This is a genomic window from Allobosea lathyri (assembly GCF_900108245.1).
GTDB classification, from domain to species: domain Bacteria; phylum Pseudomonadota; class Alphaproteobacteria; order Rhizobiales; family Beijerinckiaceae; genus Allobosea; species Allobosea lathyri.
In genome coordinates this window covers 13,065-26,859 of the sequence record NZ_FNUY01000012.1, presented here as the reverse complement: position 1 = coordinate 26,859, position 13,795 = coordinate 13,065, and the positions used below count along the sequence as shown (strand labels likewise).

The 13,795-nt window shown below is 61.3% G+C and carries 13 protein-coding genes and 1 pseudogene; 4 read left to right on the top strand and 10 right to left on the bottom strand.

What is annotated here, in order from left to right; genetic code table 11:
- Nucleotides 1-12: 12 nt before the first annotated feature.
- From C4S73_RS22835 to C4S73_RS22825, 3 genes are read right to left on the bottom strand one after another with little or no spacing between them, the layout of a single operon-like run.
- Nucleotides 13-1,026, bottom strand: a complete 1,014-nt coding sequence (locus C4S73_RS22835) for an ABC transporter substrate-binding protein (RefSeq protein WP_160115881.1) — start codon at nt 1,024-1,026, stop codon at nt 13-15.
- Between the two features lie 18 nt (nt 1,027-1,044).
- A complete protein-coding gene (locus C4S73_RS22830) occupies nt 1,045-1,902 on the bottom strand; it encodes an ABC transporter permease (protein ID WP_103874903.1) in 858 nt (285 codons plus the stop codon).
- Nucleotides 1,899-2,702 carry an ABC transporter ATP-binding protein gene (locus C4S73_RS22825; protein ID WP_103874902.1) on the bottom strand — a complete coding sequence of 268 codons (804 nt, stop codon included), beginning with the start codon at nt 2,700-2,702 and terminating at the stop codon, nt 1,899-1,901. The genes C4S73_RS22830 and C4S73_RS22825 overlap by 4 nt, the downstream gene beginning before the upstream one ends.
- 483 nt (nt 2,703-3,185) lie before the next feature.
- Between C4S73_RS22825 and C4S73_RS22820 the strand changes: the two are divergent.
- Nucleotides 3,186-3,387: pseudogene (locus tag C4S73_RS22820) on the top strand (DDE-type integrase/transposase/recombinase); the annotation flags it as partial.
- 6 nt (nt 3,388-3,393) lie between these two features.
- Here C4S73_RS22820 and C4S73_RS22815 read toward each other — a convergent pair.
- The 5 genes from C4S73_RS22815 to C4S73_RS22795 form a co-directional block, all read right to left on the bottom strand.
- The gene (locus C4S73_RS22815; RefSeq protein ID WP_103874901.1) at nt 3,394-4,431 is read right to left on the bottom strand and encodes an HAD family hydrolase; all 1,038 of its coding nucleotides are present in this window, start codon (nt 4,429-4,431) and stop codon (nt 3,394-3,396) included.
- A gap of 181 nt (nt 4,432-4,612) precedes the next feature.
- Entirely contained in the window at nt 4,613-4,837 is a 225-nt protein-coding gene (locus C4S73_RS22810) for a hypothetical protein (RefSeq protein WP_146071470.1), read from the bottom strand.
- 92 nt (nt 4,838-4,929) lie between these two features.
- Nucleotides 4,930-6,675 carry an arylsulfatase gene (locus C4S73_RS22805; protein ID WP_103874899.1) on the bottom strand — a complete coding sequence of 582 codons (1,746 nt, stop codon included), beginning with the start codon at nt 6,673-6,675 and terminating at the stop codon, nt 4,930-4,932.
- A 15-nt stretch (nt 6,676-6,690) separates the two neighbouring features.
- The gene (locus C4S73_RS22800) at nt 6,691-7,680 is read right to left on the bottom strand and encodes a formylglycine-generating enzyme family protein (protein WP_244595737.1); all 990 of its coding nucleotides are present in this window, start codon (nt 7,678-7,680) and stop codon (nt 6,691-6,693) included.
- A gap of 29 nt (nt 7,681-7,709) precedes the next feature.
- On the bottom strand, nt 7,710-8,054 hold the full coding sequence (locus tag C4S73_RS22795; protein ID WP_103874897.1) for an HdeA/HdeB family chaperone: 345 nt from the start codon (nt 8,052-8,054) through the stop codon (nt 7,710-7,712).
- A gap of 527 nt (nt 8,055-8,581) precedes the next feature.
- Between C4S73_RS22795 and C4S73_RS22790 the strand changes: the two genes are divergently transcribed.
- The 3 genes from C4S73_RS22790 to C4S73_RS22780 all read left to right on the top strand — a co-directional run bounded on the left by C4S73_RS22790 (nt 8,582) and on the right by C4S73_RS22780 (nt 11,766).
- Complete coding sequence (locus C4S73_RS22790; RefSeq protein WP_160115880.1) at nt 8,582-10,726, top strand: sensor histidine kinase; 2,145 nt, start codon at nt 8,582-8,584, stop codon at nt 10,724-10,726.
- A gap of 1 nt (nt 10,727) precedes the next feature.
- A complete protein-coding gene (locus C4S73_RS22785; RefSeq protein WP_103874895.1) occupies nt 10,728-11,333 on the top strand; it encodes a response regulator transcription factor in 606 nt (201 codons plus the stop codon).
- 61 nt (nt 11,334-11,394) lie between these two features.
- Nucleotides 11,395-11,766, top strand: coding sequence for a response regulator transcription factor (locus C4S73_RS22780; protein ID WP_103874894.1), 372 nt, complete (start codon nt 11,395-11,397; stop codon nt 11,764-11,766).
- Nucleotides 11,767-12,003: 237 nt separating this feature from the next.
- On the opposite strand, the gene C4S73_RS22775 is transcribed toward C4S73_RS22780, so the two are convergent.
- Both C4S73_RS22775 and C4S73_RS22770 read right to left on the bottom strand, forming a co-directional pair.
- Nucleotides 12,004-12,942 carry a serine hydrolase gene (locus tag C4S73_RS22775; RefSeq protein ID WP_103874893.1) on the bottom strand — a complete coding sequence of 313 codons (939 nt, stop codon included), beginning with the start codon at nt 12,940-12,942 and terminating at the stop codon, nt 12,004-12,006.
- Nucleotides 12,943-12,978: 36 nt separating this feature from the next.
- Nucleotides 12,979-13,791, bottom strand: a complete 813-nt coding sequence (locus tag C4S73_RS22770; RefSeq protein ID WP_103875029.1) for an ABC transporter permease — start codon at nt 13,789-13,791, stop codon at nt 12,979-12,981.
- Nucleotides 13,792-13,795: the final 4 nt, after the last annotated feature.

Here is a 13,795-nt window from a genome sequence, read left to right as displayed (position 1 = left end):
ACGCGCCTTCGGTCACTTCGGCAGGAATTCGTTGGTGTAGAACGCGGATGCCGGGCGGTCGTCGCCGGGCAATTCGCCGACGGATTTGAGCGTTGCAAGAAGCTTCGTCCACTCCTCCTCGGACTGAAGGCCCCAATCCGGAGCGCCCGGCTGCGTCGAAAGCGCGAGCAAGCCCTGATTGTAGTCGACGCATCGTTCGACCGTTCCTGCCAGATGGACCTTGGCTTGGATCAGTTCGCAGGCGGCCTTGTTATCCTTGGCGGCCTCGATGAAGCCGCGCTTGGTTGCTGCCAGGAACTTGCGAACGATCTCTGGATTCTTGGTCAGGTAGGCGTTGTTTGCTGCGAACCCGAAGCCGAGCAGAGGCACGCCGGCATCTGCAAGAAGGAACGTTTCCGGCTCCTGGGCGGTTGCGCGGACATAGGAATTATAGGCTGGGCTGTCGCCGCTGACGACGTCGATCGTATTGCCGAAAAGAGCAGTAGTCTTCGCGTTGGAATCAAGCGAAACCACATTGAGATCGGTGGTCTTCATGCCGTTGGCGCGCGCAAAGATGCGCAAGCTCAACGCATCGGAACCGCCAGGGGTGCTGCCGATCTTGATGCCTTTCAAGGATTGCGCGCCCTCCAGTTTGACTTTGCCCTTGATGCCGATGAAGGCCGCAGCCGTCTTGTGCTGGTAGAGGGCCACGACCTTGAGCGTTCCGCCCTTACCGATCATCTGGGCTGCGTTGGTGATGTTGAGATGAGCGATGTCGAAGCCGCCCTGCGACAGCAACAGCGCCGTGGTGGCCGAGCCGCGGCCCTGTTCGAGCGCGACGTCGAGGCCGGCCTCCTTGTAGAAGCCACGCTCCTGCGCGATCAGGAAAGGCGCGTGGTAGGGTAGCCAGGCCCAGTCGAGCAGAACCTTGACAGGGGTGAGCGGTTGGGCGGCCACCGGGCTTGCGGCCCAGGTTGCGGCGGCGAGGGTGCCGGCTCGCAGAACGGTGCGAAGGCTTGCCGCGATAAGCGGAATGCGTCGGGTCATCGTGCTCTCTCCCATCTGTCAGGTGCTGGCGTTACGCAGCAGGAATGAAGCGCGTTGGCTCGGATGCCAGGGCAGCACACGGCTCTCGACCCATTCCGCGGCGCGCCACAGCAGCACACCGAAGATCGAGAAAACCGTGACCGCTGCGAAAGCGAGCGGAGTATCCATGTCGCCAACCGCCCTGATGAGGAGATGGCCGAGGCCTTTGTTCGACGCCACGAACTCGCCGATTACGGCCCCCACCGGCGCGAGCGTCACAGCAAGCTTCACACCGGCACAGATGCTTGGCAGCGCGCTCGGGAATTGAATTTTCCGCAGCGTTTGCGCGGGGGTGGCCCCCATCGCGCGGACCATGACGAGTTGTTCGGGGTCAGCCGACTTCAGGCCCGATACCGTATTGACGATGACCGGGAAGAAGGTGAACGCGACGACGAAGAACACTTCGCTCTGCAGACCGAAACCGAACCACACCAGAAAAAGCGGCGCGATCACCACCTTCGGTACAGCATGAGCAATGACGAGCCACGGCGTCAGCATCCGGTCGACCAGCCGCGAGCCGGCAATCGCCGCGCCGGCTAAAAGCCCGAAGGTAACGGCCAGGATCAGGCCAAGACCTGCGGCAAATGTGGTGATCGCCAACTGCGTGAGCAGGTATTGCCAGTGTTCCATGATCGTCAGCACGATCTGGCTCGGCGCCGGGACCATGAAGACAGGGACGCGGAAGGCCCGGACCATGCCTTCCCAGAGCCCAAGTCCGATGGCGCCGCTCAGAAGCGGCCAAAGCATGCCGCCGGCGAGATCGAGCACGCTCGTCTGCTGGGTGTTCGGTTTTGGGCGCGAGTTCCGGACGGCCAATGGCTGGGTGTCGATGTTCATCCGACGAGGTCCCCCGCTCTTTCGAAGTGCTCGCGGATCCGTCGCCCGATGGCGGTGAACTCGGCGGTTTCGCGTATCGCGAGGCGCCGGGGCCGTTCGAAGGGCACGCGGATGTCGTCGAGGATCATTCCGGGTCGGCCGGACATGACGATCACCCTGTCGGCGCAGAAGATCGCCTCTGAGATGCTGTGCGTGATCAACAGAGTCGTGGCATTGCGGCTGGCCTGAACCTGCTGGAGAAGCACATTCATCTGATCGCGCGTCAGCGCATCGAGCGCGCTGAAAGGCTCGTCAAGAAAGATCAGGCCGGGATGGGCCAGCAGCGCCCGCGCGATGGCGACCCGCTGCCGCATGCCCCCCGACAATTGCCAGGGATAGGACTTTGCGAAATCCGCGACGTCGAGCTCGCGCAGCAGCTCGAGCGCGCGTGGCGTCATGCCCTGCAATCCCTTGATCTCGGCTGGCAGGAGCACGTTGTCCAACACGTTGCGCCAGTCGAGCAGCAGGTCACGCTGAAACACGATGCCCATATCTGCAACGGGTGCGGCGACGACCGTCTCGCCGATGCGGATCTCGCCGCCGGACGGTTGATCGAGCCCGGCGATCAAGCGCATCAGCGTGCTCTTTCCGCAGCCGCTGGGGCCGACGATGCTAACCGCCTCACCCCCGGCGAGCGTGAGGCTCACCGGCGCGATCGCCTGCATGCCGCCGTAAAACTTCTCGACCCCTTCGAGCACGATCGGCAGGGCCGCCGCCTCGGGCCGTTCAGAGTCAGTTGATTGCTGGTCGGCAGACAGCATGCAGCGCCACTCCGCAGCCTGTTGGCCGCTATGAAATCGTTGTCATTTACAATGATGACGTTGTCATGATTGTTTTGGGCGGTCAAGCGCCCTATCGCGTTGAGGGCTGCGGACATCCACTTGCCGAGCTCGCCAGCCTTGTCGTGAACTAGCCGCTCTTGCTTCAGGCAGACGATCATGCGTTGGCGCGCGCGCCTAGGGCGTCGAGTGTTTAGCGGCGACATCGCGAGCGCGGCTGGACGAAGTGCTCGTATACGCTGCCACGTATACCGCTCGACCGAATGGACGGCCGATAGACATCATGTTGCGGGCCGGATGGTCGGCTTCCAGGCAGCGTCTGCTTTTGATGCTGTGGACGGCTCTCCAGCCCCGCGGGAGCATAGGCTCTCGTAAAGATGGAGGAGAGCGTGGTCTGGCAGTCACGATCGGATTCGGGTGATGCTCATGCGCCAGCGCATCCGGCTCTCGAACGCGATCCGGGGTCGCCGCCAGATTATGCCGGCGATCGAGCATCGCGCGCAGAGGGCCTCAACAACCGGGCCGAGAACTCGCACCTGCCGCTCCGAAAGCGCGAGCGCGCGATGCAGCGCTTTCGATGCCCAGGAGGCCTGCAACGCTTCGTCGCGTCTTCTCCGTGCTCCGCAATCTCTTCGCTCCGCCTCGGTCCCGTCGTTGCGCCCCCGCCACCCCGCTATTCCTGGAACGGAAAGACCTTCTTCCAGTCTCTCTTCATGTCGACCACGGTCCATTTGTTAACGGCCGCGGCGTCGAGCGCCTTGTCCAGTTTTCCGAAATGGGCCTGGCGGTCGTAGGCAAATTCGCGGTCGGAGTCGGTGTGGTGAACGACCAGCCCAAAGCGCACCCCGCCGGACATCGTTGTCCATTGAAGCATTTCGAGATCGCCGTCGGAATTACCGAAGGCGGCGATCGGCCGGCGTCCGATCTGCTGATTGATACCGATGGGCTTACCGGCTTTGTCGTCGATGAAGTTGATCTGCTGCAGACGGACGATGCTGGGCCGGCCGTCCCGCATTTCGAATTTCGTTTTGATGGAGGATCCGAGAACCTGCTCTGGCGGGATGCCGTAGACCCTTTCGGTCCATGGTCGCATGAACTCGACGCCGCCGCCGGACGCAATATAGGTCTTAAAGCCATTGGCCCGGAGGTAGGAGAGCAGCTCCAGCATCGGCTGGTAGACCAACTCGGTATAGGGACGTTTGAAACGCGGATGGCGCGCGGTTTCAAGCCAGTCGGTTGCAATCTTGGCAAATTCGTCCGACGTCATTCCTCCATGGGTGGTTGCAATGAGTTGCATCAAGCCCTGCTCGCCGGAGGCAGCCAGCGCCCGCATGTCGCCTTCGAGCACGGCCTTGAAAGGCTGTTTCGTTTTCCAGCCCGGGTTCTGCGGGGAAAGCGCCTTGACGCGATCGAGTATGAACGCGAGTTGGACGTACATTGGCTGCTCGGCCCACAGCGTCCCGTCATTGTCGAAGACCGCGATGCGCTCTGTCGGAGCAACGTAGTCGGGTCCGCCTTGAGTGGTGACGCGCGCGACGAAACCGGTGATCGAGGCCTTGGTCGGGCCGTCATTCCAGGATGACAGCGGGTCGGTCTGCGCGTAGGCCGACGAAGACGTGAGAGATAGGGGTACCAGAACAGTCGGCAGAGTTGCCAGGGCGTTTAGCAGGACGCGACGACTGAGATCCCCAGAGGATCTGATTGGCTTCATGGTTGCCTCCTTCCGATATCCGTGTTGCGAACAAGATCAGTCAAACGGCATCGCATGCGCCATGCAGAGGCATCTGGCCTGCGCCCAACCAGCCTGGGTGCCGACATGGAAAACCGGTCCAGGCAAAAGCGGGCGGCAGTCGGATGAAAGGTTCAACCCTCAGCGACGTAGAAGATGAGCCTCAGTCATCACCAGTCGGGGCGCCGAGCGTATAGTCCTTTTGAAGCTGCCGACTGGTCGAAGGTTTAATCGACTGGCATTCGTTGAAGTAGAAGTTCCCGGGCTGCCGGTTGACCGGATCCGCACAAATCGTGGCGAGTTGCGCCTGGCGGGCCTGCGGTGTCTGGCAGCCTGACAAGGCCATGCCAGACAAGATCGTGAAAGCTATCAGTCGAGCGGTCGTCATAATCGCCTCCTCTGTGACAAGCCTGCGCATTCGGATCACCGAGCCGCACTCCGAGATGGGGCGGCCCGGCTGGATTGTTGCCGCTGTTGCGATCAGTTCCCGGTCGGCATCGGCATTTTGATCCCTTCCTTCTCGAGCACCTCGCGAACGCTCTGGAACTTCTCGTAATCGGAGAGCGTCAGCGGCCCCGTGTAAACCTCGCTTTGCAATTTGCGCGGCGGGTACTGCACATAGGTTTTCATCAGGTTCTTGATTGCCTCGCTGATGGTCACCATGGTCCAGGTGCGCTCGGTGTAGTTGTTCATGAAGATGTCGTAACGCTCCTGGGGATCCTGCCAGAGGTCGAACACCTGCGGCACCGTCGCGACGTATTTCTCCGCTCCCTTCCAGCCGAGATTAGAGTCGACGGCGAGGCCGCCGGTCGAGGCGCCGTTGTCGCCGCGCAGGTTGAAGACGGCCTTGTAGTTGCCGATGCGCGCGGCGCCGGGCGAAAGCTCATCCTCGGTAAAGTAGAACCACGATGTGCGCGGTGAGGGACCCGTGCCGAACAGGACCGGCGAAAGGTCAAAGCTGTCGAAGACGATCGGTTGGTTGGCACGATCCTGCGTCGGCAGCCGGACGCCTCCGACGGAGGCGAAGGTCGCCATCAGATCGAGACCACCGGTGATCTCGTGGTTCTTCGCATTGGGCGCGATCTTGCCAGGCATCCAGGCGATCGCGGGGACGCGGTTGCCGCCCTCGCGCACGGTGCCCTTGGTGCCGCGGAACGGGGTATAGCCGGCGTCGGGGTAGACATCCTGCCAGGCACCATTATCCGTCGTGTAGAACACCAGCGTATTACCGGCCAGCCTGGGGTTGGCGCGGACCTTGTCCATGATGCGGCCGATGCGCGAGTCGAGCTCGAGCACCGAGTCGGCGTACTTGCTCTTGGACATGGATTTATGGATGTAGTCCGGGTGCGGCAGGTTCGGCTGATGCACCTTCATGAAATTGATGCTCATGAAGAGCGGCTCGGCCGAGTTCGCGTTGCGGTCGATGTACTCAAGCGCCGCCTTTTCGACGTAGCCGTCGAAGAAGGGGATGCCGACAACGCCTTCGCGCCCGTTGATGACCGGCGTATCGACATACTGGCCGTTAATCTTGAACTCCTCCCGCGCCGGCTGCCCGGCATTGCCCGATAAGGCGCCCTTCGTCACCCGCTGAAACATCGCCCTAAGCTCCGGCGCCATGTCCGGGAACCAGGTCGGGTCGGCATAGGTGTAGGCGTTGAGATGATAGAGGCCGCAATACTTCATCTCGTCATAGCCCTGCGCATTGGGCATTGCGTAGTCGGCCTCGCCCAGATGCCATTTGCCGGTGAAGAAGGTCTTGTAGCCGCCGGTCTTGAGCACGGAAGCCAGCGTCCACTCAGCTGCTGGCAGACCGCCACCCTGGCCCTGGAAGGCCACGGTGGTCATGCCGCTGCGGTTTGGGATGCGGCCGGTCTGCATGGCGGCCCGGCCGGGCGTGCAGCTCGGCTGGGCGTAGAAGGAAAAGAATGTCATCCCCTCCGCCGCCAGCTTGTCGATGTTGGGGGTCGGCATGCCACGGCCGATGCCGCCGCCATAGGGTCCGAGATCGCCATAGCCCGTATCATCCGACACGATCATGATGATGTTGGGCCGTTGCTGGGTCGGCGCAGGCTGAGCCTGTGCTTGCGCAGTGCCGGTCAGTCCGAGCAACGCCCACGTCGTCGCCCCGACAAAGGCGGCGCAGGATCTCGAACGCCAGCCACTGAACCTGTGCCTCACGCCTTCCGTGGGATCCGGCGCCGCTTCCTTCAATAAGCAGTCAAACATATGGTTCTCCTCCTCTTACGAAGATGCACCGGAGGTTCCGCGCGTGATGCATCGGAATCCGAGATGGCTCGTGGACGTGTCGACCGGCTCCGCGTGGCGCGCAGCAGGGCGGTAACGGCGGCAATAGTTCGGCGCGCAGAGATGCGAGCCGCCCTTGATGACCTTGCGTGGAATTTTGATCTTCGGCAGCGCCGGATCGAAGCTCTCGGTTTCGCGCCCGCCGCGCGGGTTCACCGGGATGCAACAGGCCTTGGGAGCATCGGCCGTATGTCTGGGCGAGTACCAGTCGGTGGTCCACTCCCAGACATTGCCAATCATGTCGTGCAGGCCGTAGCCGTTGGGCGGGAACGCGGTCACCGGCGACGTGCGGTCAAAGCCGTCGGCTGTCAGGTTCTGCTGCGGAAACTCGCCCTGCCAGGTATTGGCAAGGTGCTTGCCTCCAGGCGTCAACTCGTCACCCCAAGCGTATTCGGCACGATCCAGCCCACCCCGCGCGGCGAACTCCCATTCCGCTTCGGTTGGCAGCTCCTTGCCAGCCCAGTGCGCGAAAGCGAGTGCGTCGGCGAAGGTGACATGCACGACGGGGTGATTGTCGAGCGCGTTGATGTTGCTCTTGGGGCCGTATGGATGCCGCCAATCCGCGCCTTTCAGCAGCGTCCACCATTCTCGCAGGTCGCGCCGGTCGACCGGACGCGATGGCTGCGTGAACGTAAGCGAGCCGGCGAACAGCATATCCGGCAGTGCGCTCGGGTAGTTGGTGCGATCAGGCTCTTTCTCGGCGAAGGTGACGTGCCCGGTCGCGCGGACGAACTGCTTGAACTGGCGGTTTGTGACCGGCGTGCGGTCCATCCAGAAGCTGTCGACGGTGGCGCGGTGGACCGGCGCTTCTTCGGGGTAGTGCGAGTCAGACCCCATATGAAAAGTGCCGCCAGCGATGAAGACCATCGGCACTGTGATCCCGACGGCTCCTGTTTCTGCAGCAGAAGCGTGCAAGGCCATCGTCATATCGGGGTCTCCCATCCGCCGTGCCGCGCCTATCGACCCTTTTTCTCACTCTTCAGAACGAAATCGATGGCCTGGATGACCCGCTTGGTCGGGTTCGCCTTGCAATGGACGATGACCTCATGGATGCCCTCTTTGGCGCGAGGCATGTTGATGGCGTGCTTCTTGGCAAGGCCGTTATACCAGCCACTGTACCAGACCCCGAGGAAATCGGCGTCTTCCTGGAAGGTTCCGGCAAGCTGGGCGCAGGTCAGCTTCTGAACATCAATGAAGCCCTTGGAGTCGGCATAGGTATTCAATCCGACCTGCGCTTGTGTAGCCGAAACGGTTCCGATTAATGCTGCCATGATAGCGGAGACAAGCGTAACGCTGCGCATTGGATATTTCCTTCGTTTGGTGCCAAGCCGAGCGACTTACAGCCGCATTTACAGGGAGCGGGACGCGAAGACGCCCGTGGAGGCAGGTCTCCGCAGTATTTGCTACAGCGCTCCCACGTTCAGCGGGATTTTCACCAAAGCAGGGGTACCGGGTAAAGCAGCAGCCATCTACTGGACCAAGGCCCAGTATCCGGATGACCCGGGTCCCATTGCCTGCTACGCTGGGTTATTCCGGGTTCGTTCAAAGCCTCGGTATTCGAGTGTTTTTATTTAAATTCTGACGTAATTCCCCAACTTTCTACGTCGCGAATTGCCCTGACTTAGCAATTTGTGACTGTGATTAGAGCGCCCGTAGGCTCATAGAGTGAAATGCCTTAGGATTGCGATCTGGAGACATGAAGGCACCGTTTCGTGGTCTTTGGCGTGTCGTGACGCATGCCTTCCGGAAGCCGGAAGTCGTGCTTTTTCTTATAATCGTGATCTCATCGTCTGGCGTTCGCGCAGAGGAACGACCTCGGCGCGTCCTGATGCTGCATGCATTCAATCACGCTTTCCCTGCCACAACGATTAGCGGAGACGCTGTTCGCAAACGACTACTCGAACGCTCCGAGCACAAACTCGAGATCGCCGCAGAGTTCCTTGACCTCGCCCGTCATTCAGGGCCGGGCCACGAGGATCGCCTTGTCTCGTTCCTTCGTGAAAAATATAGCGGCGAGCAGCCTGATGTTGTGATTGCACTCGGCAGCTCGGCTTTACCGTTCATTGTCAAGCATCGCGAGGCCATCACGCCCTCGGTCCCGGTCGTTTTCGCAGGAATCTCGCCCGCCAATTTTTCGGCATCGCGGCCCCCACCTGACATGACAGGGATCCTAACGGAATTTGACTTGGCGAAGACACTTGCATTGGCGGAAGCGCTGCAGCCCAGCTCACGCCAGGTCGTGTTCATAGCAGGGAGCGGCGGTGTCGACCGCCGATGGCAGACTCAAGCGCGGACCCTGATGGGTGGGCGCGGCGACAGGTTCGAGACGACCTACCTTTTCGAACTATCCTATGACGCGCTTGTCGCGGAGTTGAAACGCGTTCCTCCCGACGCAATCGTCATCATCTTGACAGTTTTCCTTGATGGCTCGGGCAAGGCCTTTGTCCCCGTCGAAGTCGCCACTGCGCTTGCAGCTCTTTCTCCCGCCCCGACCTACTCGCCCTATGACACTTTCCTCGGTAACGGCGTTATAGGCGGCTCCGTCGATACATTTGAATCGATTGGCACCGCTGCCGCAGACCTGACCTTGGATATCATGGGCGGCAAAGACCCCGCCACCATTCCGCCCAGCGTCAGTCCGGGACAAGCCTTCAGGGTCGATGCAAGAGCACTGCAACGCTGGAACCTTCGCGAAAGTAATCTTCCAACGGGCACGATCGTCCTGTTCAAAGCCCCGACGATTTGGGAGGCGCATCGCAATCTCGTGCTCGCTTCGGTTTTCATGTTCGCCTTGCAGACGAGCGTCGCCGCCGCGCTGCTGATCCAAAGACGCAGGCGTCGCCGTGCCGAGACACTGCTTAAGGAGAGCGAAGAGCGCATGACCTTGGCGGCCGCGTCCGTGAATATTGGCATCTGGCAATTCGATCGCGAAACCAGCGAGCTGTGGGCGACGGAGCATTCTCGGGTGCTGTTCGGCCTCGGGAGCGGCATTCCGCTCACCCGGGAGGCGTTCCTGACCGCAATCCTTCCTGAGGATCGTGAAACGGCTCTCGCCTCGTTCAGCAAGGCGTCGAGAGAGGATCAATCAGCAGTCACCGATGTTCGCGTCGCGCGGGATGGAAAGCAGCGCTGGATCCGGATTCGGGCACGCTTCCACCCCAACGACCAAGGCGCGCCGAAGCAGTTGAGCGGCGTTTTCGTCGACATCACCGAACAGAAGACGGCTGAAATTGAGACCGCCCTGCAGCGGCAGGAAGTTGCCCATCTCATGCGCGTTTCCGTGCTCGGCGAACTTTCAGGTGCGATTGCGCATGAAATCAACCAGCCGTTGACCGCGATCCAGTCGAATGCGGAAACGGGACTGGACCTAGTTGCGGCGGACACCCCGGACCTAATCGAGATCCGCGACGTCTTCCAGGATATCGTTGACGACAACCGCCGGGCCAGCGAGGTCATCCAGCGCCTCCGCAACCTGCTGAAGAAGGATCAGGCGACGATCGCGTCAGTCGACGTCAATGAACTGGTCACGTCGACGCTCAGGTTGCTGAACAATGAATTGATTAGCCGTAGGATCAGCGTCAAGCTGGATTTAACACAATCATTGCCCACGACGATCGGGGATCCGGTGCAATTGCAACAGGTCCTGCTTAACCTGGTGATGAATGCGATGGATGCAATGGCTTCAACGGCGGTGGCGCAAAGACTCGTCACTGTGTCGACGCTTCTGTGGCGAGCGAATGCAATCGTTGTACGGGTAAAGGATTGCGGTCCCGGCATCCCACCCGCGGGAGAGAGCCGTATTTTCGAGCCGTTTTATACGACCAAAGCCCACGGCCTCGGCCTGGGATTGCCGATCTGTTCGACAATCATCGAGGCGCATGGCGGCAACATCGAACTCTCGAACGATAACTTTGGCGGGGCCGTCGCGATGATTTCGCTTCCGGTGCGCTCGTTGCTTATCGCGGCCCAGTGACATGTTCACAGTCTTTCTGGTCGATGACGATGCCAGGGTGGTCAAGGCGTTGTCGCGGCTCGTGCGGGTGAAAGGCTACAACGCCGAGGCCTACACATCGCCGCGGGACTTCCTGAACCATCACGATGCGTCGGTTCCCGGCTGCGCCGTGTTAGATGTCTCCATGCCGGGTCTAGACGGTCTCGAGCTGCAGCACGCATTGTCGGCTGCGGGAGTAGATCGGCCTATCATTTTCCTGACTGGCAAGGGCGACATTCCGACCACCGTTCGTGCCATGAGGGCAGGTGCCGTGGATTTCCTCACCAAGCCCGTGAGCGTCAGCAATCTGATTGGAGCGATACAGCGCGCGGAGGAATTGGATGACCGGGCGCGCCAGGCTCAAGCCGAGTTGACGTCCATTGAAGCTAGAATAGCAACTCTGACCCCACGCGAGCGCGAAGTGCTAACTCACGTCGTGGTCGGAAAGCTCAACAAGCAGATCGCTAGCGATCTGGGGACAGTCGAAAAAACTATAAAATTTCACCGCAGCGCGATTACGAGAAAGCTTGGCGTCCGCTCCGTCACCGATCTCCTGCGAATCGCGCAGAAGGCCGGCATTGCCACTTAGGTGATGGTACTGGCCCAACGGTCAGGTCGACAGCCGGCAGTAATAGCTGCATTTTGTGCGCATGGCGCAAGAGCTGACTTGCATTGCGATCGTGGACGATGATCCGTCCGTATTAAAATCCTTGAGCCGGACGTTGCGAGTTCGCGGGTACCAAACCTACGCCTATGAATCCGCTAGCGACTTCCTAGCATCGCTCACCGGTAAGACACCTGCATGCCTGATCGTCGACGTGCAGATGCCCGGTATGACCGGTATAGAGCTGATCCAGCATTTGATGACCGCCGGAATCCACATTCCAACAATCGTGATTACGGCAAATACCAGCAGGATTTTGGAACGCCCTGAATCTAAAGCCATCACTGCGGTTCTTACGAAACCACTGCTCAATACGGAGCTATTTGGCGCGATCAATCTGGCGATCGGCGAAAAATAATGTTTGGGCGCCTGACAATCGATTCCTAACGATGACCTCCTGAGATGATGCTTTCGGCAGATTCGTCTGCGGGAACCGTCGCCACAGCGCCAATCGTAGCGCAGCGCATCATCTCGACTTCTGCTGAGGGCCGCCATTTTCGGACATTGAGCATTGGTCTGAAACCGGACATTGCGAACTTTACGTCCGGAGGTCGGCGCTGAATAGGCACCAGTCACTCCAGAGCTGCGGACGGCATTAGGACCCTTCCCGCGAGAGAGACGACACCGCGGTCGCGACCAGCGCACCGATTCCGGGCAGGAAGGTGTCGTCCTCGGCGATGGCCTCGCCCTGGGTGAAGACCGTGAGCTGGAATTCCTGCCCGTTGGGCAGGATCGCACGCAGCATGTCGTGCCGGCGGAAGGAGGCGCGGTCGTCGCCGAGCCAGCGTGTCCGTCCCGCCTTGGACCAGATTCGAGTACCCTCCGGCAGCGCGTCGCCGAGATAGCCGAGCAATTGATAGGCGCCGCGGCCGCGGTCGGGATCGTTGGCGTCGCGGGCGAGATAGTCGCGGATGACAGCGCGGCGCGCCGGCGGCAACAGGGCGGAGTCGCTGAAGATCTCGTTCATCAACCGTGCCATGGCGATCGGCGTCAGGCAGTTATGCCCGGCTGCCGAACGATCGAGCGCGACCTTCTCCCGGCCGTAGCGTAGATCGTCCATCAGTTTCTGGTTGAGGTTGATGCCGGCGAGTTCCGGCCAGCCCAGCCCGGCGAAGATCCGGTTGATCTCCTCGCGGCGCTCGCACCAGGCGCTCATCTCCGCGTCGCTCAGCAGCGTATCGCCGGTCGTGCCGGTGAGCAGGTCGATGATGTAGTTCGTCGCGGAATTGGACGACCACAGGATCATGTCGCGCATGGCTCGGTCGAGCTCGCCATGGGCGGAGAGCCGCCCGTCCTCCAGCCGCAATTGCGCGGCGACGAGATGGAACACCTTTACCAGCGAACAGGGATAGGCACGCCAATCCTGCCGGAGCGCGGCGCCCTTGGGTTTGGCGGCGCCCTCCTGGCCGGGCTGGGTCAGTACATAGGCGAACTGCGTGAAGGGGATGTTGCGCGCCGCATAGATCGGGGCCGCATGGGCCTCGATCAGGGCGCCGATCCGCTGGAGGTCGGAACTGTCGGTGAAGAAGCTCATGGTCGTCTCGCGAGGTAGGTCGGTCTGGAAGATGGGTCAGCCCTTGGGACGGAGCGCGGTGTCGAGGCCTTCGCCGATCAGGGCGAAGGTTACGCCGGTGTAGATGATGGCGAGGCCGGGAGCAGTCGCGATCCACCAGGCGTCGAACATGAACTGGCGCCCGTCGGCGATCATCAGTCCCCATTCCGGCGTTGGCGGCTGGATGCCGAGGCCGAGGAAGGAGAGCGAGGTCACGGCCAGGATCGTCAGCACGACATCCGCCATGGCGTAGACGATCGCCGGCGTCACCGCATTGGGCAGGATATGCGCGGCGATGATGCGGCTATCGGTGGAGCCGAAGCTGCGCGCCGCCTGCACATATTCGAGCTCGCGCAGCACCAGCACCTCGCCGCGGGTGATGCGGGCGAACGAGATCCAGTTCACCAGCAGGAAGGCGAGATAGAGATTGGCCTCGCCCGGCCCGAGCACGCCGACGATGGCGATCACCAGCACATGGAAGGGAAAGGCCCAGAAGACGTCGGTGATCCGCATGATCACGGTGTCGACCCGCCCGCCGACGAAGCCTGCAAGCGCGCCGATCGCGATACCGAGAAGCGCCGGCGCGATGACGCAGATGAGCGCGACCCGCAGGTCGACCAGGCCGCCGGCCATCACCCGCGATGCGACGTCGCGGCCGAGATCGTCGGTGCCGAACCAATGCTTGGCGGAAGGCGGTTGCAGCGTGTTGCCGTAATCGACCAGGAACGGGTCATGCGGGGTCCAGACCTGCCCGAGTCCGATGAGCAGGGCGAGCAGCAGGAGCATGACGAGGCCGACGAGAAGCGTCGGATCGAGGCGGCGTTGGCTCATCGCT

Excerpts from the sequence above, each read along its gene's own strand:
- C4S73_RS22835 (WP_160115881.1), bottom strand. The coding sequence starts at position 1,026 with ATGACCCGACGCATTCCGCTTATCGCGGCAAGCCTTCGCACCGTTCTG.
- C4S73_RS22780 (WP_103874894.1), top strand. The coding sequence starts at position 11,395 with ATGGCGCAAGAGCTGACTTGCATTGCGATCGTGGACGATGATCCGTCC.
- C4S73_RS22785 (WP_103874895.1), top strand. The coding sequence starts at position 10,728 with ATGTTCACAGTCTTTCTGGTCGATGACGATGCCAGGGTGGTCAAGGCG.
- C4S73_RS22830 (WP_103874903.1), bottom strand. The coding sequence starts at position 1,902 with ATGAACATCGACACCCAGCCATTGGCCGTCCGGAACTCGCGCCCAAAA.
- C4S73_RS22770 (WP_103875029.1), bottom strand. The coding sequence starts at position 13,791 with ATGAGCCAACGCCGCCTCGATCCGACGCTTCTCGTCGGCCTCGTCATG.
- C4S73_RS22810 (WP_146071470.1), bottom strand. The coding sequence starts at position 4,837 with ATGACGACCGCTCGACTGATAGCTTTCACGATCTTGTCTGGCATGGCC.
- C4S73_RS22825 (WP_103874902.1), bottom strand. The coding sequence starts at position 2,702 with ATGCTGTCTGCCGACCAGCAATCAACTGACTCTGAACGGCCCGAGGCG.
- C4S73_RS22805 (WP_103874899.1), bottom strand. The coding sequence starts at position 6,675 with ATGTTTGACTGCTTATTGAAGGAAGCGGCGCCGGATCCCACGGAAGGC.
- C4S73_RS22800 (WP_244595737.1), bottom strand. The coding sequence starts at position 7,680 with ATGACGATGGCCTTGCACGCTTCTGCTGCAGAAACAGGAGCCGTCGGG.
- C4S73_RS22795 (WP_103874897.1), bottom strand. The coding sequence starts at position 8,054 with ATGCGCAGCGTTACGCTTGTCTCCGCTATCATGGCAGCATTAATCGGA.
- C4S73_RS22815 (WP_103874901.1), bottom strand. The coding sequence starts at position 4,431 with ATGAAGCCAATCAGATCCTCTGGGGATCTCAGTCGTCGCGTCCTGCTA.
- C4S73_RS22775 (WP_103874893.1), bottom strand. The coding sequence starts at position 12,942 with ATGAGCTTCTTCACCGACAGTTCCGACCTCCAGCGGATCGGCGCCCTG.
- C4S73_RS22790 (WP_160115880.1), top strand. The coding sequence starts at position 8,582 with ATGCTGCATGCATTCAATCACGCTTTCCCTGCCACAACGATTAGCGGA.